Genomic DNA, 26,192 nt, shown 5'->3' with positions numbered 1-26,192 from the left:
AAGGGCGGATCCGGGATGGATCCGCCCTCGTGTCGCGTGCCGTGGTGGTTTCGGTCGTCAGCCGCCGGAGCCGGGCGCGGCCGCGGGCGGCTGGGCGCCCTCGGCCGGCGGCGTTGCGGGCGTGGCCGGGGCGGCGGGCTGGCCGGCGTCCGGCGCCGCGCCTTGCGGGGCGGCCTGGCCGTTCTGCTGCTGCTTCTGCTTCTGCTTCTCCGCCTCGACCGCGGCCATCTGCGTCTGGATGAAGGTGGCCAGCTTGTTCGAGGCGTCTTCCGCCAGCGCCTTGTCGGTCTGCAACGCCTGGTGGAAGAAGGCGCTGTAGTAATTGTCGTCGAGGGTGAAGACCAGCGCCGCGGCGATCTTCTGCTGGTTCATCGTGCAGCTCAGCTCGGCCCGCTTGACGGCATAGGGGCCCTCGATCGTGGCCGGCTGGTCGCTGCTCTGCCAGTCGGTGCCGCAGACCGACTTCATGATCTCCAGATAGCGCTTGGCGAACTGGTCGATCTCGACCGCGTCGCCGCGCGGCTCCTGGTGCAGGCCGCCGACGACCTTGCCGTCGGTGCCGACCTGCCAGGCCTGGTTGATCTGCAGCGGGTCGCGCGGCAGCTTGCGCGGATCGGCGATGCCGACATTCTGCAGGCCGGCGCCATTCAGGATGTCCTGCAGCGCGCCCACCGGCATGCCGAAGCCCTGGGCGCCGATCAGCGCGCGCGGGTCGGCCGGCGGGGTGTTGGCCCGGGCCTGGGTCAGCAGCTGGCGCGCGGCGTCGATGCAGCTCTTCAGCGCGCCGAGGCCGGCCCCGGTGCCGCTGAGGGCGAAGGTGTACTCGCCCTTCGGGGTGGTCACGATCGCCTTGTTGCCCTTGGCCAGGGCCTGGAACAGGTCCCCGCTCTGCGCCGCGGCCGGCAGGACGAAGGCTTCGGGGTTGACCGGCAGCGCCTCGAAGCTCTTGTCGAAGCTGCCATCCACCCGGATGCGGCCCTGGCCCTTGTCGCCTTCCTTCAGCCCCCAGTCCTTCCGGATCACGGCCACGTTGAAGGCGTAGTCGGGAGCCATCTGGAAGGACAGCAGCTGGTTGCCGTCATAGGGCTTCTGGATGCCGCAATAGGCGAACTGACCATTGGTCGGGTTGGGAACGGCGCCGCCCTTCCAGCCGCCCGCATCGATCTTGAATTCCTTCGGCAGCGGGATCTGCTGTCCCTGCGGCGCCGCCTGCGCCGGCTGGCCTTGCGCCGGCGCCGGCTGGGCGGCCGGGGCCGCGGGTGCCTCCGCCGGCTTGGCGGGTGGTGCCGGGGGCGCGGCCTGCTGCGCGAGCGCCTGGGCGGCGAACAGAAGCGGGAGCAGCGCCACACCGGCGCGGAGGATCGAAAGATTCATACCAGGACGCGTCCGTTCAGTTCTCCGGGCGGGAGTCTCGAGCCTCCCGGCAGGGCGGGCACACTCGGCCAGAGCGGCGCGGCTTGTCAATCCGCCAGAACGAAGCGGAGCGGCTACCAGCGGAAATACAGCGCCAGGAACATGTAGGCGGCAAACAGCAGCAGCAGCACCCCGGCGACGCGGTCGATCCACAAGAGCGTCCGCGGCGTCAGGCGGCCGCCGGTGGCGGAGACGACGAAGCTCAGCGTCGTGAACCAGGAGGCGGAACCGAGCAGCACGCCGGCGACCAGGATCAGGCCGGAGGCGAAGGACAGCGTTTCCGCCAGCCCGACCGCGGTGAAGGCGGTGGCGAAGGTCAGGATCGTCATCGGATTGCTGAGGGTCAGCAGGAAGGCGGTGACCACCGCCGTGACCTCGCTGCCCTCGGTCCGCCCGGTCTCGGGGTCGCGCTCGATATGGCCGGCATGCAGCAGGGTGCGCACGGCCAGCACGGCCAGCACGGTGCCGCCGACCAGGTGCAGCGCGTCCTTCACGGTGATCAGCCAGGCGCTCAGCGCCACCATGCCGAAGGCGGCGATCAGACCGAACAGCCCGTCCGCGAAGGCGGCGCCGATGCCGGTCAGGATGCCGAAGCGGGGGCCGTGGATCAGTGTCCTGCGGATGCAGAGGACGCCGATCGGGCCGACCGGCGCGGCAATGGCGATACCGAGCGCGACGCCTTTGGCGAACAGGAAGGGATCGGTCATCACGTGTGGGGTGCCGCCGGCCTCGTGTTACGTCGTGTTACGACAAAACGATCGCGAATGGTGGTTCGCCGGCCCTTCGATTAAACCAATGCGGGATTGAAACCAACGGGGGCGATTCGGATGGACGTGAAACTCCGCCTCGATGCCATCGGTCGCACCCTGGTGCTGGCGCTGCAGGAGAACGCCCGCGCCAGCTATGCCGAGCTCGGCCGGCTGGTCGGCCTGTCGCCGCCGGCGGTGGCCGAGCGGGTGAAGCGGCTGGAGGACCAGGGCGTGATCAAGGGCTTCCGGGCCGAGATCGACCGCGCCCGGCTCGGCTACGGCCTGTCCGCCTTCGTCCGGCTGCGCTGCCGGGCCGAGACGTTCCCGGCGGTCGAGGCCTTCGCCCGCACCGTGCCCGAGGTGGTGGAGTGTCACGAGGTCGCGGGCGAGGACGCCTATGTGTTCAAGGTCGTGGCCCGGTCGATCCAGCATCTCGACGAGATCCTGCTGCGCCTCGCCGCCTTCGGCGCCACCACCTCCTCCCTGATCCTGTCCTCGCCGGTCGCCGGGCGCGTGCTGCCGCCGGCGGGGGAGTAGGCGGAAGCAAGCCCCACCGCTTTCCTGTTGCGGCGCGGCATGACTGGGACGCAATCTTGCGCCCATGGCCCGACCGCCTCCGAAGGGACGATGTTCGACAAGATCCTGATCGCCAATCGCGGCGAGATCGCCTGCCGCGTCATCCGGACCGCGCGGCGCATGGGCATCAAGACCGTGGCCGTCTATTCCGAGGCCGACGCCGACGCGGTGCATGTCCGCATGGCCGACGAGGCGGTGCCGATCGGCCCTGCGCCCTCGGCCCAGTCCTATCTGGCGATCGACCGCATCATCGATGCCTGTCGTTCGACCGGCGCCCAGGCGGTGCATCCCGGCTACGGCTTCCTGTCGGAGAATCCGCGCTTCTGCGCGGCGCTGGAGGCGGCGGGCATCGCCTTCATCGGCCCCGGCGTCGGCGCCATCGAGGCGATGGGCGACAAGATCGAATCGAAGAAGCTGGCCCAGGCCGCCGGCGTCTCGACCGTGCCCGGCCACCTGGCGCCGATCGCGGACGAGGAGGAGGCGGTCGAGGTCTCCCGCCGCATCGGCTATCCGGTGATGATCAAGGCCTCGGCCGGCGGCGGCGGCAAGGGCATGCGCGTCGCCGGCAACGACGACGAGGCGCGCGACGGCTTCCGCTCCGCCCGCAACGAGGCGCGCTCCGCCTTCGGCGACGACCGGGTCTTCGCCGAGAAGTTCATCGAGCAGCCGCGGCACATCGAGATCCAGGTGCTGGCCGACGCCCACGGCAACACCGTCCATCTCGGCGAGCGCGAATGCTCGATCCAGCGCCGCCACCAGAAGGTGATCGAGGAGGCGCCGTCGCCCTTTCTCGACGAGGCGACCCGGCGGGCGATGGGGGCCGAGGCCTGCGCCCTGGCCCGCGCGGTCGGCTACCGCTCCGCCGGCACGGTCGAGTTCATCGTCGGCGCCGACCGCTCCTTCTATTTCCTGGAGATGAACACCCGGCTGCAGGTCGAGCATCCGGTGACCGAGGCGGTGACCGGATTCGACCTGGTCGAGCTGATGATCCGCATCGCCGCCGGCGAGGAGCTGCCGTTCCGGCAGGAGGATGTGCGGCTCGACGGCTGGGCGATCGAGGCCCGGGTCTATGCCGAGGACCCGCTGCGCGGCTTCCTGCCCTCGATCGGCCGCCTGACCCGCTACCGCGCGCCGGAGGAGGGGCCGCAGGTCCGCGTCGACACCGGCGTCGACGAGGGCGGCGAGATCTCGATGCATTACGACCCGATGATCGCCAAGCTGATCGGCATCGGGGCGAACCGGACCGCGGCGATCGCCTCGATCCGCAGCGCCCTCGACGGCTTCGTGATCCGCGGCGTGAACCACAACATCCCGTTCCTGGCGGCGCTGATGCACCATCCGCGCTTCGTCGAGGGCCGGCTGACCACGCGCTTCATCGCCGAGGAGTTCCCGGACGGCTTTCATGGCACGGCACCGGCGGGCGAGGCCGCCGACCGGGTCGCGGCGCTCGGCGCCGCCCTGCTGCACCGCCGGGCGTTGCGCGGCGCGGGGCAGGGCGCGCGCGACTGGGTGCTGCGCGCCGGCCGGCAGAACCGGCCGGTGACGGTGGCGGAGGATGCCGATGGCTGGCGCGTGACGCTCGACGGCCGGTCCTTCGCCATCCGGGGGCATTGGCGGCCGGGCGAGCTGCTGTTCGACGGCGCGGTGGATAGCGCGCGGATGGTGGCGCAGGTCGACCGCCGCCCGGTGGGGCTGCGCCTGACCCATGCCGGCGGCGAGGCCGACCTGGTGCTGCTGACGCCGCGCGCTGCGGCGCTGGCCGAGCTGATGCCGGTCAAGGCGCCGCCCGACATGTCGCGCTTCCTGCTGTCGCCGATGCCCGGGCTCCTGGTCTCGGTCGCGGTCGCCCCGGGCGACCCGGTGCGCGCCGGGCAGGAGCTGGCGGTGGTCGAGGCGATGAAGATGGAGAACATCCTGCGGGCCGAGCGCGACGGCGTGGTCGGGACCCTGCACGCCAAGCCGGGCGACAGCCTGGCGGTCGACCAGAAGATCCTGGAATTCGCAGCGGCCTGAGGGCCGGGAGAACGCCATGAACCGAATCCTCCGTATCGTCCTGCCGGCGCTGCTCCTGGCGGGCTGCGGCGACGGCTTCACCCCGCCGGAGAATCCGGGGCCGCCGCCGCCGATCGCCCAGATGCGCGGCGACGACCTGCAGGCGCCGCCAGGCCCGACCGACCCCTTCATGATCCGGGTCGACGACCGGGCGATGGGCGTCTGGGCCGACTACTGCACCCGGATCAAGGATCTGGCCGGCCCGAACCGCCCGCCCAGCGCAGAGAAGACGCGGATCGAAGGCGACCTGCGCAAATGCGAGGAGATCTTCGCCCAGTGAAAGGCGGCGGTGACGAGGTGGAGGTCCGCACCCGCTGGTTCGCCGACGTCATGGCCGGCCGCGGGACCGGGGGGCGTCCCGCCGTGGCGGTCGGCGACCACACCCAGGCGCTGCTGGTCGAGCTCGAGACCGTGTTCGGCGCCGGCGCCTGGATCGCCACCGTGATCCTCGCCGTCGCCGTGGTCGAGGCGCATCTGCGCGAACAGGCGATCGCCTCCGGCCGCGCGGTCGACCCCTATCTCAATGCCGGGGCGCTGTTCGCCGAGGCGGGGTTGGACGAGCGCTTCGACACGCTGCGCCGGGCCCGCAACCGGGCGCTGCACGTCTCGGACCCGCCGACGCTGACGGTCGACATGCACTGGTTCGAGGCCGAGCGGCTGGAGGCCGAGGCGCGCTACGCCGTCCGCCTGGTCGCCGCAGCGCTGTACGGCGGCGTGCTCCCGGACGAACCGGAGGACGAGGAATGAGCGCTGATCGCAAGGCCGTGTCGCTGCGCATCACCGGCTGGGTCCAGGGCGTCGGCTACCGCGCCTGGCTGGCCGGCCAGGCCGCGGCGGCCGGGCTCGACGGCTGGGTGCGCAACCGCCGCGACGGCTCGGTCGAGGCGCTGCTGTCCGGCCCCGCCGATGCGGTCGACCAGGTGATCGCGGCCTGCCGCCGCGGGCCGAGCGTGGCCCTGGTCGACCGGGTGCAGACGGCGGAGGCGGAACCGCCCGACCATCCCGGCTTCGCCCAATGGCCGACGCTGTGACCGGCGCTCCGCGGCTCGGCGTCGGCGCCTTCATCCGCGACGATGCCGGCCGGCTGCTGCTGGTGCAGCGGCTGCGCGAGCCGGAGGCCGGGCACCAGCCCGTATCTCCCACACTCCCTGTGTCCTGCGCCGGTTCAAAATGCCGACGGGGCAGGAGGGCGGCGCAGCGCGATGCTCATGCATCGGGCAAGCCGTTCGACGCACCCTGTCGGCATTTTCAACCGGCCCGAAGGGTCGTCTTGCGGTGGCCGCCTGCGAGGGCGGGACGCTCAACCGTATGTCCCTATACGTTTTTCGCGTCCCGCCCCCGCATCCGACTCACCGCAAGACGACGCAGGACGCAGGGAGTGTGGGAGATACGGGCTCAGGGCCTGCCCGGCGGCAAGGTCGATTTCGGCGAGACGGTCGAGGCCGCGGTGCGGCGCGAGATCGCGGAGGAGCTCGGCGTCGCGCTGCGGCTCGACGGGCTGCTCTGCCTGGTCGACCAGATCGACCGCGCCGCCGGCACCCATTGGGTGGCGCCGGTCTGGCGCGCCGCCGTCGCCGCGGGCGAACCGGTCAACCGCGAGCCGGCCGCCCTGGCCGCGATCGGCTGGTTTGCCCCCGACGCCCTGCCGCAGCCGCTGACCCTGGCCACCCGGGTGGCGCTGGAGGCGGCGAAGGCGGCTTAGGCCACGCCACTTCAGAACACGAAGCGCTGGGGGAACCGGGCCTTGACCCGGTCGAGGTGCTCCCTGGCGCAGCGCCGGATGTCGTCGGGGTCGCTCGCCGTCCGGTCGGCAAGCTGGAAGGTCAGATCGCCCTTCGCGACGCAGTCGACGAGCCGATCGACCAAATCGTCTTCCCCCTGCGTTCCGTCGAGATGCGCCATCAGGCAGCGTTCCACCACGTCGAGGACGACCGATTCGTGCCAGGCATTGGTGATCCGGGCCGTGCCCGCCTCCGCCGTGCAGGCCGCGTAACGCCGCCACGCTTCGGGCATCGCGACCGTCGGCCCGGGCCTGGCCACCGGGTTCAGCCGGATCTTTCCGCGATCGAGCATCACCAGCAGTTCGACGAGATCGGTCACCTCGGCTTCGGCTTCGGCCGGCATCTCGCCGGGGAGGGCGGCCTCGACCGCCGCCATCAGCGACCGGAAATCCAGCGTCCCCGGCCAGGCCGCGGTCAGCGCCGCCGCCGCCGCCTTGACCGATCGCCGCGGCAGTATCACGGGGCGGAGGCTCGGCGGGCCGTAGGGCCGCGGCGCATCGTCCAGCACGGCGTCTCCCTGGGGCGGCAGGAAGGCGGCGACATGGAGCGCCCGCAGCCGCTCGCCGTCGAGGCGGTAGCGGATATCGCCGGCCCGGTCGGCATGGACCAGGAGGGTCTGGCGAAATGTCCGGTTGCTGACGAAGTCGAGATACTGCTCGAGCCGGACCTGGCTGTCGCCGCATTCCTGCAGCAACGGACCGGCGACGGCTTCGCCGAAATTGGCGGCGAACATCGACGACGGCACCGCATCGCCGAGATAGGCCAGCCCGGTCTTCTCCGCCGCCGCGACGAAGTCCCCGAAATAGCAGGGCGCGTTGTAGAGCTCGAGGAACTCGTGCTGGAGGTAGGATTCGTGGAACGACTTCAGCGCGCCGCTCTGCTCGGCCACGATGCGGCCCATCAGGCTGTCGGGGGCGGTGACGCCGGAGAGGAAATCGATCATCCCCCGGGCATAGGCCAGCGGCTGTTCCTTCGACCCCGCTTGGCGGCCGCGCAGGATCATGGCGTCGCGGATGACCTCCTTCGCCTTCCAGCCGGGATAGCAGTTGTAGCTGACGAAGGCGACGCCGTCCGGGGCGAGGTTCTCGCGGCAGACGCGAAGGATCGCCTCCCGCACTTCCGGCGGCACCCAGCTGTAGACGCCGTGGCAGATGATGTAGTCGAAGACCCCGAGCGTCGGGGCGATCTCGCTCAGATCGCCCTGGTGCAGCTCGATGTTGCTCAGCCCGAGTTCGGCGATGGCTCTCCGTCCCGCGTCGATCTGGACCGGCGACAGGTCGATACCGACCACGCGGCTCTCCGGGTAGCGCACCGCGAGCGGCAGGATGTTGCCGCCGGACGCGCAGCCCAGCTCCAGCACCCGGCTGGTCGCGACCTTCGGGGCCGACAGGCCGAAGAGATGCGCGACCGTCTCGAGGTGGTCGGGGGACGTGGTCGGGAAGGAATGGGACTCATACGGGACCGTGTCGTAGGCGTCCCGGATCTGATCGATGGTGTCGGACATGCGCGCTCCGTCGGCTCGAATCGCCCGCCTTGTTTCCGCGCCGGGCAGGTTCAGGCTGCAGCCGTTCGGTGGCCCGTCCGAAAGGATGGTCGCCCTTGAAACGACCCTATCCTAACAGCGGATTGGAGATCCTTCCTAGCCGCGGACGCGCGGTGGGCGACAAGGAGCGTCCGGGGATCGCTCCCGGCCGATTCAGGCCGCGGCCGCCGCCCGCTCCAGGAACTCGTCCGGCCCGTCGACCTCGACCAGCCGGCGGTTGCGGATCTCCAGGTACCGCGTGCCGATGCCGCGCAGCATGCGCCGGTCGTGGGTGACGAAGACGCAGGTCGTGTCGTCGCGCGACAGCAGGTCCTCCAGCCGCTCCCGTCCGGCGATGTCCAGGTGGTTGGTCGGCTCGTCCAGCAGATAGATGTTGGGCTGGCGCAGCCGCAGCAGCAGGAAGGTGACGCGCAGCTGCTCGCCGTAGCTGAGGTTGGCGATCGGCGTCGCCTGCTTCTCGATCGGGATGCCGATGTTGTGCAGATCCCGCACCAGCTCGGCGTCGCGCAGGGTCGAGGCCGCCTGCAGCGCCCGGTTCACCGGCATCTGCCGCGGCAGGTCGGACAGGTGCTGGTCGAGATAGCCGGGCCGCAGCTGCGGGTTGGCGGTGATCGACTGGCCGAGCGGCGCGTCGCCCGCCGCCGCCCGGGTGATCGCCGCCATCAGGTCGCGGATCAGGTGCGACTTGCCGGTGCCGTTCAGACCCAGGAGCGCGATGCGGTCGCCGCGGCGGATGAACTCCTGCTCGATGCGCAGCAGCTCCCGCCCGGTCTCGGTGCGCACGACATGGTCCTTCAGCCGCACCAGCGTGGCGCGTTGCACCTCGGTGGTGTCCAGGTTGATGTCCCGCCGCGCCTCGCGATGCGCCACCGTGGCCTCCGCCCGGCGCTGCTCGGCGCGGGACGCCACCGCCTTGGCGCGCCGGGCCATGTCCGGGTTGTGGCCCTTCAGGTTGGACCAGATCGCCAGCCGCTTGGCCGCCCGCTCCAGCCGCTCGACCTCCTTCTCGTCGCGCTCGGCCTGCTGCAGCGCCGCCAGGTCCTCGCGAATCAGCTCCTGCCGCGCCTGCGAGAAGGAGGTGCCGTAGCTCCGCACCCGGTCGCCGCGCAGGATGATGGTGCGGTCGGTGACCCGGTCCAGGAACTCGCGGTCATGCGACACCAGGATGAAGGGCAGGCGCAGATGCTCGGTCAGCCAGCGCTCCAGCCGCATCACCTTGCCGACGTCGAGATGGTTGGTCGGCTCGTCCAGGATCAGCAGGTCCGGGTCGGCCAGAGTCGCCCGCGCCACCAGCAGCAGGCGCTGCCAGCCGCCGGACAGCTCGGCGACCGTCTGCTGGTGCCACTGCTCGGGCTCGATCCCCAGTTCGTCCAGCACCATGTCGGCGCGCCAGGCCTGGTCGTCCCGCGCCGTCTCGGGCAGGGCCCGCACCATGGCCTCGTGCAGCGTCAGGGGCAGGATTCCGGCCGGCACCGCCTGCGGCACATGGCCGATCAAGAGGCCGCGCCGGCGTGCGATGCGGCCGCGGTCCAGCTCGATCTCGCCGAGCAGCGCCTGGATCAGCGTCGACTTGCCGCTGCCGTTGTCGCCGACCAGGCCGATCCGGTCGTCGGGTTGGACGGTGAAGCTGGCATCCTGGAACAGCGCCCGGCCGCCGATCTTGAGGGTGATGGCTTCGGCTTGGAGGAGCATGATGGGACCCGGATGCGGCGATCGGACCGGGGAGGGTACCAGATGCCCGATCGGAACAAGACGAAAGATCGTGACTCGAAGGATGCGGCCGACGAGGCCAAGTGTCGGGACGAAGCGGTGCGGTGGAAGGAGGAGAATGCCGAGGCGATCCGGAGCCACAACGAACGGGTCAAGAGGGAAGGTCTCCTCTTGGCGAAGTATCGGCGGTTCTGATGCGGTCTATCCTGCTCACGGGCAGAAGAATAAATCGATTACGAGCTTGCAATGCGCATCCTCAATGCGCATCATATGCCTATGACGATGATCGATGAAGGACGCGCACCGCGCCGCGCAACCAACCTCACCCTCTCGGCGGAGGCGACCCGCCGGGCGAAGGAGTACGGCCTGAACATCTCCAGGATCGCTGAGGACGCCATCATCGAGGCGGTACGCCGCCATGAGGGCGAGCTCTGGAAGCAGCGAAACGCAGAGGCGATCAAGAGCCACAACGAATGGGTCGAGCAGCATGGGCTGACCCTGGAATCGCTGCGGCTCTTCTGATGCGGTTCGATGTGCATCGGGTGAGCAGGCTTGGCGGCACCCTGGTGCTGAACGTGCAATCGGAGTTCCACGACCATCTGGCCACACGGATCGTGGTTCCGCTGATCCCGTTGCCTGTCTATCGAGGCGGCCAACAGGAACGGCTGGAGCCGATTTTCTCGATCGACGGCCAAAGATACTTCCTGCAGACGACGCATACGGGGGCGGTTCGAGCCTCCGAGCTGGGCAATCCAGTCGCCTCGCTGGCCGACCAGCATTCGGTGATCGTCGACGCCCTGGACTTCCTGCTCCAGGGCTTCTGACTCACCTCTCGAACACCTCGTCCCAGGCCTCGCGCATCGCCAGGTCGACGTCGGCCATAGTCACCGGCAGGCCGAGATCGACCAGCGAGGTGACGCCGTACTGGGCCAGGCCGCAGGGCACGATGCCGGCGAAATGCGACAGGTCGGGGTCGACGTTCAGCGCCACGCCGTGGAAGGTCACCCATTGCCGCACCCGCACCCCGATCGCAGCGATTTTCTTCTCGAAGCCGTCGCGCTCGACCCAGATGCCGACCCGGCCCTCGCGCCGCTCGCCCTTCACCTGGAACCGCGCCAGGGCGCGGATCAGCCACTCCTCCAGCGCATGGACATAGGCGCGCACGTCCGGGTTGCGGCGCTTCAGGTCGACCATGACGTAGCCGACCCGCTGCCCCGGCCCGTGATAGGTGTACTGGCCGCCGCGGCCGGTGCGGTAGACCGGGAAGCGGTCGGGCGTCAGCAGGTCGGTGTCCTGGGCGCTGGTGCCGGCGGTGTAGAGCGGCGGGTGCTCCAAGAGCCACACCAGCTCCGGCGCGGTGCCGGCGCGAATCGCCGCCACCCGGGCCTCCATCGCCGCCAGCGCCTCGGGATAGGGCACGGCGCCGTCGTCGATGCGCCAGTCGGGCGCAAGCCGCGTCAAGGCGCCCGGAACGGCGGTTTCGGCGATGGCGGGAGACGGAATCGCGATCATCTCATCGGGCTGCTTGATCGGGCGCATCCGATCTGCTAATCCCCCCGCACCTCGGAAGGCAAGGCCCCTCGTGGGCGTGCCTGCCGTGCGGTCGTGGCGGAATTGGTAGACGCGCAGCGTTGAGGTCGCTGTGGGCTAACCCCCGTGGAAGTTCGAGTCTTCTCGACCGCACCATCTCTTCGCAAGGCCCGCCCTCACCGGCGGGCCTTTCGCGTTTCTGGCGGGGCAGCCTCCCGACGCGGCCCTTCCGCCCGGGCGGAACGCTGCCTATAACGGCTCGACCCGTAACGCTGTCCGGATCCCCTGATGTCCAGCGATCTGCGCGAAGCTGCCCTCGACTACCATCGCCTCCCGACGCCCGGAAAGATCGCGGTGGCCCCGACCAAGCCGCTGGCGACGCAGCGCGACCTGGCCCTGGCCTATTCCCCCGGCGTCGCCGCGGCCTGCGAGGCGATCGTCGCCGACCCGCAGGAGGCCTCGCGCGTCACCAGCCGGGCCAACCTCGTCGCCGTGATCTCGAACGGCACCGCCGTGCTCGGCCTCGGCAACATCGGTCCGCTGGCGTCCAAGCCGGTGATGGAGGGCAAGGGCGTCCTGTTCAAGAAGTTCGCCGGCATCGACGTCTTCGACATCGAGGTCAACGAGACCGACCCGGACAAGCTGGTCGACATCATCGTGGCGCTGGAGCCGACCTTCGGCGGCATCAATCTCGAGGACATCAAGGCGCCGGAGTGCTTCGAGGTCGAATCCAAGGCCCGGGCGCGGATGAAGATCCCGGTCTTCCACGACGACCAGCACGGCACCGCCATCATCGTCGCCGCCGCCATCACCAACGGGCTGCGCGTCGTCGGCAAGGAGCTGAAATCGGTCAAGCTGGTCACCTCCGGCGCCGGCGCCGCCGCTTTGGCCTGCCTCGACCTCCTGGTCGACATGGGGCTGCCGATCGAGAACATCTGGGTCACCGACATCGCCGGCGTGGTCTGGGACGGCCGCAACGAGCTGATGGATCCGCGCAAGCAGCGCTATGCGCGCAGGACCGAGGCGCGGACCCTGGCCGAGGTGATCGGCGGCGCCGACATCTTCCTCGGCCTCTCGGCGCCGCGGGTGCTGACCGGCGAGATGGTCAAGAGCATGGCCGACCGGCCGATCATCATGGCGCTGGCCAACCCGACGCCGGAGATCATGCCGGAGGAGGTCAAGGCCATCCGCCCCGACGCGGTGATGGCGACCGGCCGGTCGGACTATCCGAACCAGGTCAACAACGTCCTCTGCTTCCCCTTCATCTTCCGTGGCGCGCTCGACGTCGGCGCCACCGCGATCAACGAGGCGATGAAGATCGCCGCGGTGCAGGCGATCGCCGACCTGGCGATGCAGGAGGGGTCGGACATCGTCGCCACCGCCTATGGCGACCAGCAGCTCAGCTTCGGCCCCGAATACCTGATCCCGAAGCCCTTCGATCCGCGGCTGATCATCAAGATCGCGCCGGCCGTGGCCAGGGCAGCGATGGACTCCGGCGTCGCCACCCGCCCGATCGAGGATTTCGACGCCTATGTCGGCAAGCTGGAGGAGTTCGTCTTCCGCTCCGGCCTCGTCATGCGGCCGGTGTTCAACCTGGCGAAGGCCGAGCCCAAGCGCGTCGTCTACGCCGAGGGCGAGGACGAGCGCGTGCTGCGTGCGGTCCAGATCGTGCTCGACGACCAGCTGGCCAAGCCGATCCTGATCGGCCGCCGCGGCGTGGTCGAACGCCGGATCGAGAAGCTGGGCCTGCGGCTGAAGCTTGACCGCGACGTCGAGCTGGTCGATCCCGAGGACGATCCGCGCTACACCGAATACTGGCGCCTGTACCACCAGCTGCTGGCCCGGCGCGGCGTCTCGCCCGACGTCGCCCGCACCGTGGTTCGCACCAACTCGACCGTGATCGCGGCGCTGATGGTGCAGAAGCAGGAAGCCGACGCCATGGTCTGCGGCAGCTACGGCCCGTACCGGCCGCATCTGCGCGACGTGCTCAGCGTCATCGGCCTGGCGCCGGGGGTCACGACCCCGGCCGCGCTCAGCGCCCTCGTGCTGCCGCGCGGCACCTTCTTCCTGGCCGACACCTACATCACCCCGGACCCGACGCCGGCGCAGATCGCCGAGACCACGCTCTTGGCGGCGGAGGAGGTGCGGCGCCTCGGCATCGTGCCGAAGGTGGCGCTGCTGTCGCATTCCAACTTCGGCACCATGGACGGGCCGTCGCCGGTGAAGATGCGCCATGCGCTGTCCCTGATCCGCGAGCAGGCGCCGGCCCTCGAGGTCGAGGGCGAGATGCATGCCGACGCCGCGCTGTCGGAGGAGGTCCGCCAGCGGATCTTCCCGGACAGCAAGCTGACCGGCAGCGCCAACCTGCTGGTGCTGCCTTCGCTCGACGCCGCCAACATCGCCTTCAACATGCTGAAGGTGCTGGGCGAGGCGATCTCGATCGGCCCGATGCTGCTCGGCGTCGCCCGGCCGGCGCATATCGTCACCCCGTCGGTGACGGTGCGCGGCCTGGTCAACGTCACCGCGATCGCCACGGTCGACGCCCAGCTGGCGGGGGCGGTCTGCCCGATCGACGCCCATGCGCGGCAGGCGTCGCACGTGGCGCTCGAAGCCCTGTCGGTGTGAGGTGACGGCGCCCGGCGGCGAAGCGGCGGTAGCCGAGCCCCAGGAATACGGCCTGCCGCCCGGCTTCGTGCAGGGGATCGAGGAGGCGCTGGACGACCACCGCCTCGGCGAGGTGGAGGAGCGGCTGGCGCCGCTCCACTCCGCCGACCTGGCGGCGCTGATCGAGGCGCTGCATCCGGACGACCGGCGCGTCGTCGTCGGCCTGATCCGGGTGCAACTGACCACCGACGCCGAGGCGCTGGCCTGGCTGAACGAGGACGTCCGGCAGGAGGTCCTGGATCTGCTCGGGCCGCAGGACGTCGCGGCGGCGCTGCAGGAGCTCGATTCCGACGACGCGCTGGCCCTGATCGAGACCCTCGACGAGGGCGGGCGCGACGCGGTCCTGGCCAATGTCCCGGCGGAGGAACGGCGGGTCCTGCTCGAAGGGCTGGACTTCCCGGAATACTCCGCCGGCCGCCTGATGCAGCGCGAGCTGGTGTCGGTGCCGGACTACTGGACCGTCGGCAAGGTCATCGACTGGCTGCGCACCGCCGAGGACCTGCCGGACGAGTTCTACAGCCTGTTCCTGGTCGATCTGCACGGCAACCCCAGCGGTCAGCTGCCGCTGTCGCGCTTCCTGCGCGGCCGGCGCCCGGCCAAGCTGGCCGAGCTGGAGCTGGAGGACATCCATCCGATTCCGGCCGAGATGGACCAGGAGGAGGTGGCGCTGCTGTTCCGGCGCTACGGCATGGTCTCGGCGCCGGTGGTCGACCGGAACGGCAAGCTGCTCGGCGTCATCACCCTCGACGACGTGGTCGACGTCATCGACGAGGAGGCGGAGGAGGACATCTTCCGCCTCGGCGGCATCGGCGAGCAGAGCGACCTGTACCGCGACGTCGCCGCCACCACCCGCTCGCGCTTCTCCTGGCTGTTCGTCAACCTGCTGACCGCGGTCCTGGCTTCGTCGGTGATCGGGCTGTTCGAGGACACGATCAGCAAGGTGGTGGCGCTGGCCGTGCTGATGCCGATCGTCGCCTCGATGGGCGGCAATGCCGGCACCCAGACCCTGACCGTCGCGGTGCGGGCCCTGGCGATGCGCGAGCTGAACGACAGCAACGCCGTCCGCATCCTGTGGAAGGAGGTGCTGGTCGGCGTGATCAACGGCCTGCTCTTCGCGGCGATCGCCGGCGGGGTGGTGTGGCTGTGGTTCGCGGATCCGCGGCTGGCGGTGGTGATCGGCGCCGCCATGATCATCAACCTGCTGGCGGCGGCCTTCTCGGGCACCGTGATCCCGCTGGCGATGCAGCGCTTCGGGATCGATCCGGCGGTGTCCAGCGCCGTGTTCCTGACCACCGTCACCGACGTGGTCGGCTTCTTCGCCTTCCTCGGCCTGGCCGCCCTGATCCTGCTCTGACGTGCACGGCCTGATGTGAATCGTAGGTTGGGTTCGCCTCGGCGAACCCAACGCTCGACTGCCATGTTGGGTTCGCGACCGCGAACCCAACCTACTTCCAACGGGAAGACAGACGATCTCCGAACCTCAGGCGGTGCCGGAGCTCTTGGCCTCGGCGGCGGCGGTGATCACGTTGCGGGCGATGTTGACCGCCGGGATCTTCAGGTTCTGGCCGCCCGGAACGCCGCGGGTCAGCCGCTCGACGACCTCCTCGACCTTCTCGACCGGGATCGCCTCGACGCCGGGTAGCAGCGCCACCAGCGCCGCCAGGCCGACCACCTGGCCGAAGCGCAGGTCGCTCGCCACTGCCAGCTTCTTCAATGCGTCGCGCAGCTCGGCTTCGCTAATGCCAGTGGATTCCACGTTCAATATGCCCTCCCTCACCGGATCCGGGACTGCTGCTCAATTGCAATGCATATCCCGTCATGAATACCCAGGGTTGTACGAGGCGATCCCGGCTGCTGTCCAGCCGTTCTCACGGAACCGTGCGAGTCTACCCCGGCGGCGCCGGCAATGCGACCATCGCTCACGGCTCCGTTCCGGCCCGTCGCCGCCGCCCGGCGCGTCGGCGCCCGATGGCGGCCCGCAGCGATCCATGGGCATGCGGAAGAGTCCAAGACCGGCCGCAGTCGTCGCGGGCCGGCCGGCCAGTCGCCATTCCCGCGTTTCTGCTCGTGCCAAGCAATGCCGGGGGCCGGAAGCTCATCCGCAGGCGTTCGCAAGCAATGACGGGGCCGATCCTGCCGCGAATGCCTGCCGGTCCCGTCTGTGGCCGGCCGCCGGGCCGTGGGGGCCGCCTCGCCCCGGTCGCACGATTCGGACGGCGCCCCGCCCGGGCGTCCCGGTTCGGCGTATCCCGTTGAGCTCGGAGGCATATTTCTCGCATCAAACGGGCGCTCCGAAATTCTTGTGAGAAAGTAAATTTCAAGTAGAAGTAATTAAATATCCTAATTAAGGAAACGATAAACCCCTATTTGATGACTGAACTTATGTGGGACCAAATTCATCCATCTATTTCGTCATTGAAAAGTAAAAAACGGGAATTTCCATGGACAGATCTATCGTTTTTTGCCTGAATGCCGGCTGGTTCGCCCGGTGGGCGGCGGCCGGGCTGTCGGCTTGGCAAATGTTTCTTGGAGGAGGAAAACATGGGTCTTCTTGACGGCCTGCTCGGGGATGACGGTTTGCTCGGCGGTCTGCTGGGCAATGACGGTCTCCTCGGCGGCCTGCTCGGCAGCGACGGCCTTCTCGGCGGGCTGCTGGGCGATGACGGTCTGCTCGGGAATCTGCTCAGCGAGGATCTCCTCAGCGGCGTGATCGGCACGGTGAAGAGCGTCCTGGGCTCCCTGGACGGCCTGGTCTTCGGCGGCGGCGAGGGCGAAGGGCTCCTCGGCGGCGTCTTCGGCCTGGTCGACGGTCTGCTCAACGGTCTGCTCGGCGGCGCGCTCGGCGGTGACCTCACCGGCGGCCTGCTCGGTTCGGTCGAGGATCTGCTCAGCAACCTGCTGCATGGCGACCTGCTGGGTGGCGTCCTCGGCGGCGTGCTCGAGACGGTCAGCGGCCTGCTCGGCGGCATCCTCGATGGCGATCTGCTCGGCGGGCTCCTGGGGGGCAATGCCGGCGGCATTCTCGGCGGTACTCTCGAGACGGCCAACGGTCTGCTCGACGGCATCCTCGGCGGCAGCGACCTGCTCGGCGGCCTGCTGGACGGCGGCCTGCTCGGCGGCGTGCTCGACACGGTCGGCAGCCTGCTGGAGGGTGTGCTCGGCGGCGATCTGCTGGGTGGCGACCTGCTCGGCGGCCTGCTGGGCGGCGACCTGCTCGACGGCCTGCTCGTCTCGGTGAACAGCCTGCTGGGCGGCATCCTCGGTGGCGACCTGCTGGGCGGTGATCTGCTCGGCGGCGTGCTCGACCTGGTCCAGGGCCTGCTCGGCGGTGTTCTGGGTGGCGACGACCTGCTCGGCGGCCTGCTGGGTGGCATCCTCGGCGGCGATGACCTGCTCGGCGGTCTGATCGGCGCGGTCGAGGGCATCGTCGGCGGTCTGCTCGGCGGCGACCTGCTCGGCGGCGACCTGCTGGGCGGCCTGCTCGGCTCGGTCGGCGACCTGCTGAACGGCCTGCTCGGCGGCGACCTGCTCGGTGGCATCGGCGGCGGCATCCTCGATGGCGACCTGCTGGGCGGCCTGCTCGGCACCGTCACCGGCCTGCTGGACGGCATCCTCGGCGGCGACCTGCTGGGCGGCGACCTGCTCGGCAGCATCACCGGCGTGCTGGGCGACCTGCTGGGCGGCGTCACCGGCGGCGGCGACCTGCTGGGCGGCATCCTGGCCACGGTCGAAGGCCTGCTGGGCGGCCTGCTCGGCGGCGACCTGCTGGGCGGCGACCTGCTGGGCGGCCTGCTCGGCACCGTCACCGGCCTGCTGGACGGCATCCTCGGCGGCGACGTGCTGGGCGGCGGCCTCGGCGGCATCGACCTCGGCAGCATCGGCGGCCTGGTCGAGGGCATCCTCGGCGGCGTCCTGGCGACGGTCGAAGGCACGCTCGGCGGCCTGCTGGGCGGCGACGGGCTGGGCGGCATCATCGACCTCGACGGCCTGCTGGGCAGCCTGCTCGGCGGCGGCGTCAGCCTCGAGGCTGCGCTCGACACCATCCTGTCCTCGCTCGGCGACGCGGTGTTCAGCATCGACGTCAGCGGCCTGACCAATGTCGGTCCGCTCAGCGTCGTCGGCGGCCTGCTCGGCTCGGTCCTGAACGTCGTCGGCCTGGGGGCCAACTCCCTGGCCAACATCGTCGGCGACGTGGCCGGTTCGGCCGACAACGTCAACGGCACCGCCAATGCCGACATCCTGAACGGCTATCTCGGCAACGACCGGATCCACGGCAATGCCGGCGACGACCGCATCGACGGCGGCACGGGCAACGACACCATCTACGGCGATGCCGGCAATGACACCCTCACCGGTGGCATCGGCAACGACGTGATCGTCGGCGGCACCGGTGCCGACATCATGATCGGCGGCATCGGCAACGACACCTACTACGTCGACAACTTCGGCGACCGGACCCAGGAACAGGCCAATGGCGGGACCGATTGGGTGGTCGCGACCAAGAGCTGGACCCTGGCCGACAACGTCGAGAACCTGATGCTGGCGCAGGGCGCGGGCTCGCTCGGCACCGGCAATGCCGCGAACAACACGATCCTGGGCAACGAGCTGGCCAACGGCCTGCTCGGCATGGCCGGGAACGACACGCTCGACGGCAAGGCCGGGAACGACACCCTCGACGGCGGCTGGGGCACCGACACCCTGACCGGCGGCGCGGGCGCCGACAGCTTCCGGTTCATGGCGATCGGGCAGTCCACGGTCGGCTCGGGCCGGGACGTGATCACCGACTTCAGCCACAGCCAGGGCGACAAGATCGACCTGCACTACATCGACGCCAGCACCAAGGTGGCCGGTGACCAGGCCTTCACCTTCATCGGGACGGCCAACTTCACCGGCGTGGCAGGGCAGCTGCACTTCCAGGGCGGGATCCTGAGCGGCGACGTCAATGGCGACGGCAGGGCCGACTTCGAGATCCAGGTCAAGGGCGCGGCCACCTTCCTCGTGAGCGACTTCGTGCTCTGACCGGCTTCGGCCGGTCGGGGGGATCGGCCCGGACGCTTGGCCCACAGGCGTCCGGGACACCGATCCGTCAGTGAGGGCAGCCCCGCGGTGCTTCGGCATCGCGGGGCTTTTCCTTTGCGGCAACGGCTGCGCTACAGTGCCGGGAACACCGTCACCGGGAGCGACGCCCCATGATCCCCAATGAGCCGCAAGGCCTCGATTTCATGCTCGGCGACACCGCCGACATGCTGCGCGATTCGGTGCGCGGCTTCGCCGGGGCCGAGATCGCGCCGCGCGCTGCCGCGATCGACCGCGACAACCAGTTCCCGACGGACCTGTGGCGCAAGATGGGCGACCTCGGCGTCCTCGGCGTGACGGTCGAGGAGGAGTATGGCGGCGCCGGCATGGGTTATCTCGAGCACATGGTGGCGATGGAGGAGATCTCCCGCGCCTCGGCCTCGGTCGGCCTGTCCTATGGCGCCCACTCCAATCTCTGCGTCAACCAGATCCGGCTGAACGGCACCAAGGACCAGAAACGCCGCTACCTGCCGAAGCTGGTGGCGGGCGAGCATGTCGGCGCCCTGGCGATGTCCGAGCCGGGGGCCGGCTCCGACGTCGTCGGCATGAAGCTCAAGGCCGAGAAGAAGGGCGACCGCTGGGTCCTGAACGGCACCAAGATGTGGATCACCAACGGGCCCGACGCCGACACGCTGGTGGTCTATGCCAGGACCGACCCGGCGGCGGGGCCGCGCGGCATCACCGCCTTCCTGGTCGAGAAGGGGTTCGAGGGCTTCTCCACGGCGCAGAAGCTCGACAAGCTCGGCATGCGCGGCTCCAACACCTGCGAGCTGGTGTTCCAGGATTGCGAAGTGCCGGAGGAGAACGTGCTCGGCCGGGTCGGCGAGGGCGTGCGTGTGCTGATGAGCGGCCTCGACTACGAGCGCGCGGTGCTGGCCGGCGGGCCGCTCGGCATCATGCAGGCCTGCCTCGACATCGTCCTGCCCTATGTCCGCGACCGGAAGCAGTTCGGCCGGCCGATCGGCGAGTTCCAGCTGATGCAGGGCAAGGTGGCCGACATGTATGTCGCCCTCAACGCCAGCCGCGCCTATGTCTACGCCGTCGGCAGGGCCTGCGACCGGGGCCGGGTGACGCGGCAGGACGCGGCCGGCGCCATCCTCTATGCCGCCGAAAAGGCGACCTGGATGGCGCTGCAGGCGATCCAGGCCCTGGGCGGCAACGGCTACATCAACGAATTCGCCACCGGCCGCCTGCTGCGCGACGCCAAGCTCTACGAGATCGGCGCCGGCACCTCCGAGATCCGCCGCATGCTGATCGGCCGCGAGCTGATCGGGCTGAAGGGGTAGGGCGGCCGGGCCGGGTGGCTCAGCATTTCGCACTGCATGAAGTCAGGGTTTGGACAGCGGATACCGCTGGACGGACCATTGCGACGGCGCGCCGGGCACGACCTCGACGGCCAAGTTCACCACATCCGGATCGGTGTCGATGTCGTCGAGGGCTGCAGCGAAGGCCTGGCATTGCGCATCCCGGCCCAGGATGCGGCCCTTCAGCAGCACCACACCCGGATGGAGCGGGCGGAGCGCATACAAGGCGACGAAATCGACAACGTTGTTGGTGACGAGGATGAGGTCGCGCTCGGCGACGATCTTCATCACATCCCAATCCTTGGTTCCGGCCCTGCCGAGATCGACGAGCGCCTGGGCGGCATAGCCACGCTTGTGGGCTATGTCGCAGAGCGCGCGGGAGAGGCACTCGTCGATCAGGAAGCAGGGCGCGGTCACCGCCCGGGTTTGTCGGCAGCAGATGGCGCCTTGGTACGAGGGCGGCCGCGTCGGGGATAGGCCAGGCACCAGATCCGGGCGGATTCGAGCATCGATGGAGTCAGCCGTGGATAATCTTCAAGCAGCTCCGATTCGGAGATGCCCGCGGCGAGCGCGTCCGCGATCGGGTGAACCAGGATCCGGGTTCCTTTGAAGGTTGCTGCACCTGCCTGGACGCCCGGGTCTTCGACGATCAGGCGCTGCGCCTCCCTTAGTTTCTTCCACCGTCTGTCGATGGTTGCCCTATAGCCCTGGAGATCGACCTCGTAAGTGACGTTGGTTTCGGGATCCGTCGTCGACACCCGTCTTAGGGACGCACCTTCCGCCAGTTGATCGTACCAGCGCTGGCGCACCTTCGCGGGAACCTGCATCGCCACGGACTTCTCGATTGCGAAGACGACCAGCCCCTCCCTGTGCACCAACCGCTTGCGGCCCCTCGACGTCACCCAGCGGGGAGGGATGCGTCTCCGGTCGATCGCGTCGTTGATCTGGCCTGGGCGGAGGTCGGTGACGACACTCGCCTCGCCGACCGTCAGGTCATCGGCTGTCGTCGGCACGTGCTCTCCTAAATGTATCTGCGCCATGCCGATGAATTTGATACCGTGCCCCGGCGAGGTCAAGATCGGCCGTTGCCGTGACCTCACTGCCCATGCCGATGACGGCGATCTCTTGCCGAGGCTGGTTGCACCCCGCGCTGGTTTCTGCACACTTGACCGGCTGGTCAAGATCACAAGAACAGGGGGCACATGATGCTGGGACGATGGAGCCGCCGGGCGATGCTCGGCGCGGCGGTGGCGATGCTCGGGGCTGCGGCGCTGCCGCAGGCCCATGCCGCGGACAAGCTGGCGGTGGCGGCGGTCTACACCGTGCCGGTCGAGCAGCAATGGGTCAGCCGCATCCACAAGGCGCTGAAGGCGGCCGAGGCACGCGGCGAGATCGACTACGTCTATTCCGAGAACACGTCGAACACCGACTATGAGCGCGTCATGCGCGAATACGCCGAGGCCGGCAAGACGCTGATCATCGGCGAGGCCTTCGGGGTCGAGCGCGGTGCCCGGGCGGTGGCCAAGGACTATCCCGACACTGCCTTCCTGATGGGCTCCAGCCTGCCGCCGGCCGAGCCGAACTTCTCGGTCTTCGACAACTACATCCAGGACGCCTCCTACCTCACCGGCATGGTCGCTGGGCTGAAGACGAAGTCGAACACCATCGGCATGGTCGGCGGCTACCCGATCCCGGAGGTCAACCGGCTGATGCATGCCTTCATGGCCGGGGCGCTGGAGGTCAACCCGCAGGTCAGGTTCTCGATCACTTTCATCGGTTCCTGGTACGACCCGCCCAAGGCCAAGGAAGCCGCCTTCGCGATGGTCGATGCCGGCGCCGACGTGCTGTATGCCGAGCGCTACGGCGTCTCCGACGCGGCCAAGGAGCGCAAGGTGCTGGCCATCGGCAACGTCATCGACACCCAGTCGGAATATCCCGGCACGGTGGTGGCCAGCGCGCTCTGGCACATGGAGCCGACCATCGACCGGGCCCTCAGGGCGGTGGCGGGCAGCAGCTTCAAGGCCGAGGATTACGGCCCCTACAGCGCCATGAAGGCGGGCGGCGCCACGCTGGCCCCGCTCGACCCGAAGCTGGTCGATCAGGCGATCATCGACAAGGTGGCCGCCCGGCAGAAGGAGATCGAGAGCGGCGGCTTCACGGTCAAGGTCGACGACAGCGAGCCGAAGCCGACGCTGTGACGCCGCCGTCCGACCGATCGGGTGCCGCGCCGGCCTTGCGCCTGCGCGGCATCACCAAGCGCTTCGGCACCCTGCTCGCCAATGACGGCATCGACCTCGACCTCGCCCGCGGCGAGGTGCTGGCACTGCTGGGCGAGAACGGTGCCGGCAAGACCACGCTGATGAACATCCTGTTCGGCCATTACGTCGCCGATGCCGGCACGGTCGAGGTGGCGGCGCCGGATGGCGGCCTGGTGCCGCTGCGCCCGGGCTCGCCGCAGGCGGCACTGGCGGCCGGCATCGGCATGGTGCACCAGCACTTCGCCCTGGCCGACAATCTCAGCGTCTTCGACAACATCGTGCTCGGCTCGCAGCCGCTGTGGCGCCCGGCGCTGCGGCGGCGCGCGGCGCGGGCGAAGCTGGCCGCGCTGATCGAGGCCTCGGGCCTCGCTGTGCCGCTCGACGCCATGGTCTCCGGCCTCTCGGTCGGCGAGCGGCAGCGGGTCGAGATCCTGAAGGCGCTGTACCGCGACGCCCGGATCCTGATCCTGGACGAGCCGACGGCGGTGCTGACCCCGCAGGAGGCCGACGGGCTGTTCGCGGTGCTGCGCCGGCTGGCGGGGCAGGGGCTGGCGATCGTCTTCATCTCGCACAAGCTGGCCGAGGTGCTGGCGATCAGCCGCCGCGTCGTGGTCCTGCGCGCCGGCCGGGTGGTGGCGGAGATGGCGACGGCCGGGGTCGACCGGGCCGCCCTGGCCGAGGCGATGGTCGGCCGGACCATCCCTGAAGTGCAAAGACGTCCAGCTGTGCCCGGCGCTGCGGTGCTGGCGCTGGACGGCGTCACTCTCAGCGGCGCCGACGGCCGGAAGCGGCTCGACGGCGTGTCGCTCGCGCTGCGCGGCGGCGAGGTGATCGGCATCGCCGGCGTCTCCGGCAACGGCCAGGCGGCGCTGGCCGAGCTGGTCTCGGGCCTGGCCGCGCCGGAGGCCGGACGTGTCGTCCTGTTCGACCGCACGGCGCCGCTCGGCTCCCCCGCCGCCATGGTCGCGGCCGGGGTCGGCCGCATCCCGGAGGATCGCCACCGCGACGGCGTGGTCGGCGACATGACGGTGTGGGAGAACGCGGCGCTGGAGGATTACCGCGGGCCGGAGGCGCAACGCCGCGGCCTGCTGCGCCGCGCCGCCCTGCGCGACCGGGCGCGGCGGCTGATCGGCGCCTATGACGTGCGCTGTCCGGGGCCGGAGGCGCACACCCGGCTGCTGTCCGGCGGCAACATGCAGAAGCTGATCCTGGGCCGGGTGCTGGAGCGGTCGCCCGGCCTGGTCCTGGCGTGCCAGCCGACCCGCGGCCTCGATGTCGGCGCGGTGGCGGAGATCCACGGCAGGCTGCTGGCCGCGCGCGACCGCGGCGCCGGGGTGCTGCTGATCTCGGAGGATCTCGACGAATTGTTCGCCCTGTCCGATCGCATCGCCGTGATCTATCGCGGCCGTCTCACCCGGCCCTGGCCGGCGGAGCAGCTGACCATCCGCGCGCTCGGCCTGATGATGGCGGGGCAGGAGCCGGGGCTCGCCCATGCGTCTTGAGCCGCGCGAGCGCGCCTCGCCGCTGCTGGTGCTCGGCGCCTCCGTCGGCGCCGCCGTTCTGGCGCTGCTGCTCTGCGCCATCCCGCTGCTCTGGGCCGGCGCGCCCGTGCTCGAAGCCTATGGCGTGATGATCCAGGGCGCCTTCGGCTCCCGCTTCGCCATCGCCGAGACCCTGTCCCGCGCCACGCCGCTGGTGCTGACCGGCCTCGCCGCCACCGTCGCCTTCCGGGCGAAGCTGTGGAACATCGGGGCGGAGGGGCAGCTCTATCTCGGCGCCCTGGCGGCGACGGCGCTGGGCTCCGGCGCGCTCGATCTCCCCGGCTGGGCGCTGCTGCCGCTGATCCTCGTGGCCGGCGCGCTGGCCGGGGGGCTGTGGATGGCGGGGCCGACGCTGCTCAAGACCCGCCTCGGCGTCGACGAGGTGGTGACGACCCTCTTGCTCAACTTCGTCGTGCTGCTGTTCGTGTCGATGATGCTGGAAGGGCCGATGAAGGACCCGATGGGCATGGGCTGGCCGCAATCGGCGCCGATCCTCGACGCCGCGGCGCTGCCCAAGCTGATCCCGCGCACCCGCATCCATGCCGGGCTGGTGATCGCCGTCGTCGCCGCGCTGCTGGTCTGGCTGATGCTGGCGCGCACCACCTGGGGGTTCGAGATGCGGGCCACCGGCGCCAACCCGTCCGCCGCCCGCTTCGCCGGCATGCCGGTCGGACGGGTGATGCTGCGCGTCGGCCTGATCTCCGGCGCCCTGGCCGGCCTGGCCGGGGTGGGCGAGGTGGCGGGGCTGAAGGGCTACCTGACCCAGGACCTGTCGCCCGGCTACGGCTATGCCGGCATCGTCGTCGCCATGCTGGCGCAGCTGCATGCGCTCGGCGTGCTGCTGGCGGCGCTGTTCGTGGCCGCGGTCTTCGTCGGCGCCGACAGCATGAGCCGGGCGATCGGCGTCTCCAGCTACATCGCCAATCTGGTGGTCGCCACCTCGCTGCTGACGGTGCTGCTCTCCGGCATCGTCCTGCGCTACCGGATGAGGTGGCGATGAGTGAGGTGCTCGACATCCTCCTGGCCGCCAGCTTCTGGGCGGCGGCGCTGCGGATCGCCGCGCCGCTGGTCTTCGGCACGCTGGGCGAGCTGATCTGCGAGCGCGCCGGGGTGCTGAACCTCGGCATCGAGGGCATCTTCACCGCCGGCGCCATGGCCGGCTGGATGTGGGTCTACCAGGGCGGCGACCTGTGGACCGGCGTGCTCTTCGCCGCCGGGGTCGGTGCCGCCTTCGGCCTGCTGCACGCCCTCTTCACCGTGCCGCTCGGCCTGTCGCAGCACGTCACCGGCATCGGCGTCACGCTGCTCGCCACCAGCCTGTCCTACTTCACCTACCGCATGGTGCTGCCGAACGCCTCGACTCCGCCGCGGATCGAGCCGTTCCAGCCGGTGGCGCTGCCCGGCCTGTCCGACCTGCCCTGGATCGGCCCGGTGCTGTTCCAGCAGTCGCCGCTGACCTATCTGGCGCTGGCCGCCGTCGCCGTCACCGCCTGGGTCCTATACCGCACCCCACTCGGCCTCGCCCTGCGTGCGGTCGGCGAGAACCCGGCGGCGGCCGAGGCTCAAGGGCTCGACGTCGTCGCGGTTCGCCTCGGCGCGGTCATGGCCGGATCGGCGCTGATGGCGGTCGGCGGCGCCTTCCTGACCATGTCGGCCTTCAACGCCTTCTTCTTCGAGATGGTGGCCGGCCGTGGCTGGGTCTGCATCGCGCTGGTGGTGTTCGCCTCCTGGCGGCCGGGCAAGGCGCTGCTCGGCGCCCTCCTGTTCGGCGCCTTCGACGCCTTCCAGGTCCGGCTGCAGCAGCTGGCCGGCGGCGTGGTGCCCTATCAGATCTTCCTGATGCTGCCTTATCTGCTCAGCATCCTCGCCCTGATCGCCATGTCGCGCCGGGCGGCGGTGCCGAAGGCGCTGATGGTGCCCTATCGCAAGGGGGAGCGTTAGACTACGGCGGCTGCCCGTGCTAGGAGGGGCAGTTGCGAGCCGGTCGCAAAGCGG

25 protein-coding genes and 1 tRNA gene are annotated in these 26,192 nt (G+C 70.0%); 18 read left to right on the top strand and 8 right to left on the bottom strand.

The window, feature by feature from the left end; translation table 11 throughout:
* Window positions 1-57 precede the first annotated feature (57 nt).
* Window positions 58-1,374, bottom strand: a complete 1,317-nt coding sequence (locus ACFW16_RS12145; protein WP_380305176.1) for a hypothetical protein — start codon at window positions 1,372-1,374, stop codon at window positions 58-60.
* Between the two features lie 113 nt (window positions 1,375-1,487).
* Entirely contained in the window at window positions 1,488-2,120 is a 633-nt protein-coding gene (locus ACFW16_RS12140; protein WP_380305174.1) for a LysE family translocator, read from the bottom strand.
* Window positions 2,121-2,240: 120 nt separating this feature from the next.
* Here ACFW16_RS12140 and ACFW16_RS12135 point away from each other — a divergent pair, with 120 nt between their 5' ends.
* The 6 genes from ACFW16_RS12135 (at window position 2,241) to ACFW16_RS12110 (ending at window position 6,492) form a co-directional block, all read left to right on the top strand.
* On the top strand, window positions 2,241-2,699 hold the full coding sequence (locus ACFW16_RS12135) for an Lrp/AsnC family transcriptional regulator (protein ID WP_380305172.1): 459 nt from the start codon (window positions 2,241-2,243) through the stop codon (window positions 2,697-2,699).
* Between the two features lie 90 nt (window positions 2,700-2,789).
* Complete coding sequence (locus ACFW16_RS12130; protein WP_380305170.1) at window positions 2,790-4,751, top strand: acetyl-CoA carboxylase biotin carboxylase subunit; 1,962 nt, start codon at window positions 2,790-2,792, stop codon at window positions 4,749-4,751.
* A gap of 16 nt (window positions 4,752-4,767) precedes the next feature.
* The gene (locus ACFW16_RS12125) at window positions 4,768-5,070 is read left to right on the top strand and encodes a hypothetical protein (RefSeq protein WP_380305168.1); all 303 of its coding nucleotides are present in this window, start codon (window positions 4,768-4,770) and stop codon (window positions 5,068-5,070) included.
* Window positions 5,067-5,537: a hypothetical protein gene (locus ACFW16_RS12120; RefSeq protein WP_380305166.1), complete on the top strand. Its 471-nt coding sequence runs from the start codon at window positions 5,067-5,069 to the stop codon at window positions 5,535-5,537. Before ACFW16_RS12125 ends, ACFW16_RS12120 begins: the two co-directional genes overlap by 4 nt.
* The gene (locus tag ACFW16_RS12115; RefSeq protein WP_380305164.1) at window positions 5,534-5,821 is read left to right on the top strand and encodes an acylphosphatase; all 288 of its coding nucleotides are present in this window, start codon (window positions 5,534-5,536) and stop codon (window positions 5,819-5,821) included. Before ACFW16_RS12120 ends, ACFW16_RS12115 begins: the two co-directional genes overlap by 4 nt.
* A gap of 311 nt (window positions 5,822-6,132) precedes the next feature.
* Window positions 6,133-6,492 (top strand): NUDIX domain-containing protein, encoded by a 360-nt coding sequence (locus tag ACFW16_RS12110; RefSeq protein ID WP_380305306.1) that lies wholly within the window; start codon window positions 6,133-6,135, stop codon window positions 6,490-6,492.
* Window positions 6,493-6,503: 11 nt separating this feature from the next.
* Here ACFW16_RS12110 and ACFW16_RS12105 read toward each other — a convergent pair whose 3' ends face one another.
* A complete protein-coding gene (locus ACFW16_RS12105) occupies window positions 6,504-8,075 on the bottom strand; it encodes a methyltransferase regulatory domain-containing protein (protein WP_380305162.1) in 1,572 nt (523 codons plus the stop codon).
* Between the two features lie 192 nt (window positions 8,076-8,267).
* Window positions 8,268-9,806, bottom strand: coding sequence for an ABC-F family ATP-binding cassette domain-containing protein (locus ACFW16_RS12100; RefSeq protein ID WP_380305160.1), 1,539 nt, complete (start codon window positions 9,804-9,806; stop codon window positions 8,268-8,270).
* Window positions 9,807-9,848: 42 nt separating this feature from the next.
* Here ACFW16_RS12100 and ACFW16_RS12095 point away from each other — a divergent pair, with 42 nt between their 5' ends.
* From ACFW16_RS12095 to ACFW16_RS12085, 3 genes are read left to right on the top strand one after another with little or no spacing between them, the layout of a single operon-like run.
* Window positions 9,849-10,019, top strand: a complete 171-nt coding sequence (locus ACFW16_RS12095; RefSeq protein WP_380305158.1) for a type II toxin-antitoxin system CcdA family antitoxin — start codon at window positions 9,849-9,851, stop codon at window positions 10,017-10,019.
* Between the two features lie 51 nt (window positions 10,020-10,070).
* Entirely contained in the window at window positions 10,071-10,346 is a 276-nt protein-coding gene (locus ACFW16_RS12090; protein WP_380305156.1) for a type II toxin-antitoxin system CcdA family antitoxin, read from the top strand.
* The gene (locus ACFW16_RS12085) at window positions 10,346-10,648 is read left to right on the top strand and encodes a CcdB family protein (protein WP_380305154.1); all 303 of its coding nucleotides are present in this window, start codon (window positions 10,346-10,348) and stop codon (window positions 10,646-10,648) included. Before ACFW16_RS12090 ends, ACFW16_RS12085 begins: the two co-directional genes overlap by 1 nt.
* Before the next feature lies 1 nt (window position 10,649).
* Here ACFW16_RS12085 and lipB read toward each other — a convergent pair whose 3' ends face one another.
* Window positions 10,650-11,336 (bottom strand): lipoyl(octanoyl) transferase LipB, encoded by a 687-nt coding sequence (gene lipB, locus ACFW16_RS12080; protein WP_380305152.1) that lies wholly within the window; start codon window positions 11,334-11,336, stop codon window positions 10,650-10,652.
* 87 nt (window positions 11,337-11,423) lie between these two features.
* On the opposite strand from lipB, the gene ACFW16_RS12075 reads away from it, so the two are divergent.
* The 3 genes from ACFW16_RS12075 (at window position 11,424) to mgtE (ending at window position 15,372) form a co-directional block, all read left to right on the top strand.
* Window positions 11,424-11,510: transfer RNA gene (locus ACFW16_RS12075), tRNA-Leu, on the top strand.
* A gap of 132 nt (window positions 11,511-11,642) precedes the next feature.
* Window positions 11,643-13,979 (top strand): NADP-dependent malic enzyme, encoded by a 2,337-nt coding sequence (locus tag ACFW16_RS12070; RefSeq protein WP_380305150.1) that lies wholly within the window; start codon window positions 11,643-11,645, stop codon window positions 13,977-13,979.
* A 1-nt stretch (window position 13,980) separates the two neighbouring features.
* Window positions 13,981-15,372 (top strand): magnesium transporter, encoded by a 1,392-nt coding sequence (mgtE, locus tag ACFW16_RS12065; RefSeq protein ID WP_380305148.1) that lies wholly within the window; start codon window positions 13,981-13,983, stop codon window positions 15,370-15,372.
* Window positions 15,373-15,498: 126 nt separating this feature from the next.
* Here the strand turns inward: mgtE and ACFW16_RS12060 are convergent, their stop codons facing one another.
* Entirely contained in the window at window positions 15,499-15,774 is a 276-nt protein-coding gene (locus tag ACFW16_RS12060; protein ID WP_380305146.1) for a hypothetical protein, read from the bottom strand.
* Between the two features lie 785 nt (window positions 15,775-16,559).
* Here ACFW16_RS12060 and ACFW16_RS12055 point away from each other — a divergent pair.
* Together ACFW16_RS12055 and ACFW16_RS12050 are read left to right on the top strand one after the other, a co-directional pair.
* Window positions 16,560-19,037: a calcium-binding protein gene (locus ACFW16_RS12055; protein WP_380305144.1), complete on the top strand. Its 2,478-nt coding sequence runs from the start codon at window positions 16,560-16,562 to the stop codon at window positions 19,035-19,037.
* Between the two features lie 170 nt (window positions 19,038-19,207).
* On the top strand, window positions 19,208-20,380 hold the full coding sequence (locus ACFW16_RS12050) for an isovaleryl-CoA dehydrogenase (protein WP_380305142.1): 1,173 nt from the start codon (window positions 19,208-19,210) through the stop codon (window positions 20,378-20,380).
* 42 nt (window positions 20,381-20,422) lie between these two features.
* Here ACFW16_RS12050 and ACFW16_RS12045 read toward each other — a convergent pair whose 3' ends face one another.
* A complete protein-coding gene (locus tag ACFW16_RS12045) occupies window positions 20,423-20,815 on the bottom strand; it encodes a DUF5615 family PIN-like protein (RefSeq protein ID WP_380305140.1) in 393 nt (130 codons plus the stop codon).
* Window positions 20,812-21,411: a DUF433 domain-containing protein gene (locus tag ACFW16_RS12040; RefSeq protein ID WP_380305138.1), complete on the bottom strand. Its 600-nt coding sequence runs from the start codon at window positions 21,409-21,411 to the stop codon at window positions 20,812-20,814. Before ACFW16_RS12040 ends, ACFW16_RS12045 begins: the two co-directional genes overlap by 4 nt.
* A 192-nt stretch (window positions 21,412-21,603) precedes the next feature.
* Between ACFW16_RS12040 and ACFW16_RS12035 the strand changes: the two genes are divergently transcribed.
* Genes ACFW16_RS12035 through ACFW16_RS12020 form a run of 4 tightly spaced genes read left to right on the top strand, consistent with a single transcriptional unit; the run spans window position 21,604 to window position 26,138 of the window.
* Window positions 21,604-22,596, top strand: coding sequence for a BMP family protein (locus tag ACFW16_RS12035; RefSeq protein WP_380305136.1), 993 nt, complete (start codon window positions 21,604-21,606; stop codon window positions 22,594-22,596).
* Entirely contained in the window at window positions 22,593-24,158 is a 1,566-nt protein-coding gene (locus tag ACFW16_RS12030; RefSeq protein WP_380305134.1) for an ABC transporter ATP-binding protein, read from the top strand. Before ACFW16_RS12035 ends, ACFW16_RS12030 begins: the two co-directional genes overlap by 4 nt.
* Window positions 24,148-25,197: an ABC transporter permease gene (locus ACFW16_RS12025; protein WP_380305132.1), complete on the top strand. Its 1,050-nt coding sequence runs from the start codon at window positions 24,148-24,150 to the stop codon at window positions 25,195-25,197. The genes ACFW16_RS12030 and ACFW16_RS12025 overlap by 11 nt, the downstream gene beginning before the upstream one ends.
* Window positions 25,194-26,138 (top strand): ABC transporter permease, encoded by a 945-nt coding sequence (locus ACFW16_RS12020; RefSeq protein ID WP_380305130.1) that lies wholly within the window; start codon window positions 25,194-25,196, stop codon window positions 26,136-26,138. Before ACFW16_RS12025 ends, ACFW16_RS12020 begins: the two co-directional genes overlap by 4 nt.
* Window positions 26,139-26,192 lie beyond the last annotated feature (54 nt).

The sequence above is a fragment of the Inquilinus sp. NPDC058860 genome, assembly GCF_042743185.1.
Classification (GTDB): Bacteria; Pseudomonadota; Alphaproteobacteria; order DSM-16000; family Inquilinaceae; genus Inquilinus.
The sequence above is the reverse complement of the archived record's forward strand: the minus strand, read 5'-3'. Positions and strand labels throughout refer to the sequence as shown.

Coding starts and splice junctions, on each gene's coding strand:
- ACFW16_RS12145 (WP_380305176.1), bottom strand. CDS start 1,374: ATGAATCTTTCGATCCTCCGCGCCGGTGTGGCGCTGCTCCCGCTTCTG.
- ACFW16_RS12140 (WP_380305174.1), bottom strand. CDS start 2,120: ATGACCGATCCCTTCCTGTTCGCCAAAGGCGTCGCGCTCGGTATCGCC.
- ACFW16_RS12135 (WP_380305172.1), top strand. CDS start 2,241: ATGGACGTGAAACTCCGCCTCGATGCCATCGGTCGCACCCTGGTGCTG.
- ACFW16_RS12130 (WP_380305170.1), top strand. CDS start 2,790: ATGTTCGACAAGATCCTGATCGCCAATCGCGGCGAGATCGCCTGCCGC.
- ACFW16_RS12125 (WP_380305168.1), top strand. CDS start 4,768: ATGAACCGAATCCTCCGTATCGTCCTGCCGGCGCTGCTCCTGGCGGGC.
- ACFW16_RS12115 (WP_380305164.1), top strand. CDS start 5,534: ATGAGCGCTGATCGCAAGGCCGTGTCGCTGCGCATCACCGGCTGGGTC.
- ACFW16_RS12105 (WP_380305162.1), bottom strand. CDS start 8,075: ATGTCCGACACCATCGATCAGATCCGGGACGCCTACGACACGGTCCCG.
- ACFW16_RS12100 (WP_380305160.1), bottom strand. CDS start 9,806: ATGCTCCTCCAAGCCGAAGCCATCACCCTCAAGATCGGCGGCCGGGCG.
- ACFW16_RS12095 (WP_380305158.1), top strand. CDS start 9,849: ATGCCCGATCGGAACAAGACGAAAGATCGTGACTCGAAGGATGCGGCC.
- ACFW16_RS12090 (WP_380305156.1), top strand. CDS start 10,071: ATGCGCATCCTCAATGCGCATCATATGCCTATGACGATGATCGATGAA.
- ACFW16_RS12085 (WP_380305154.1), top strand. CDS start 10,346: ATGCGGTTCGATGTGCATCGGGTGAGCAGGCTTGGCGGCACCCTGGTG.
- lipB (WP_380305152.1), bottom strand. CDS start 11,336: ATGATCGCGATTCCGTCTCCCGCCATCGCCGAAACCGCCGTTCCGGGC.
- ACFW16_RS12070 (WP_380305150.1), top strand. CDS start 11,643: ATGTCCAGCGATCTGCGCGAAGCTGCCCTCGACTACCATCGCCTCCCG.
- ACFW16_RS12055 (WP_380305144.1), top strand. CDS start 16,560: ATGGGTCTTCTTGACGGCCTGCTCGGGGATGACGGTTTGCTCGGCGGT.
- ACFW16_RS12050 (WP_380305142.1), top strand. CDS start 19,208: ATGATCCCCAATGAGCCGCAAGGCCTCGATTTCATGCTCGGCGACACC.
- ACFW16_RS12035 (WP_380305136.1), top strand. CDS start 21,604: ATGCTGGGACGATGGAGCCGCCGGGCGATGCTCGGCGCGGCGGTGGCG.
- ACFW16_RS12025 (WP_380305132.1), top strand. CDS start 24,148: ATGCGTCTTGAGCCGCGCGAGCGCGCCTCGCCGCTGCTGGTGCTCGGC.
- ACFW16_RS12020 (WP_380305130.1), top strand. CDS start 25,194: ATGAGTGAGGTGCTCGACATCCTCCTGGCCGCCAGCTTCTGGGCGGCG.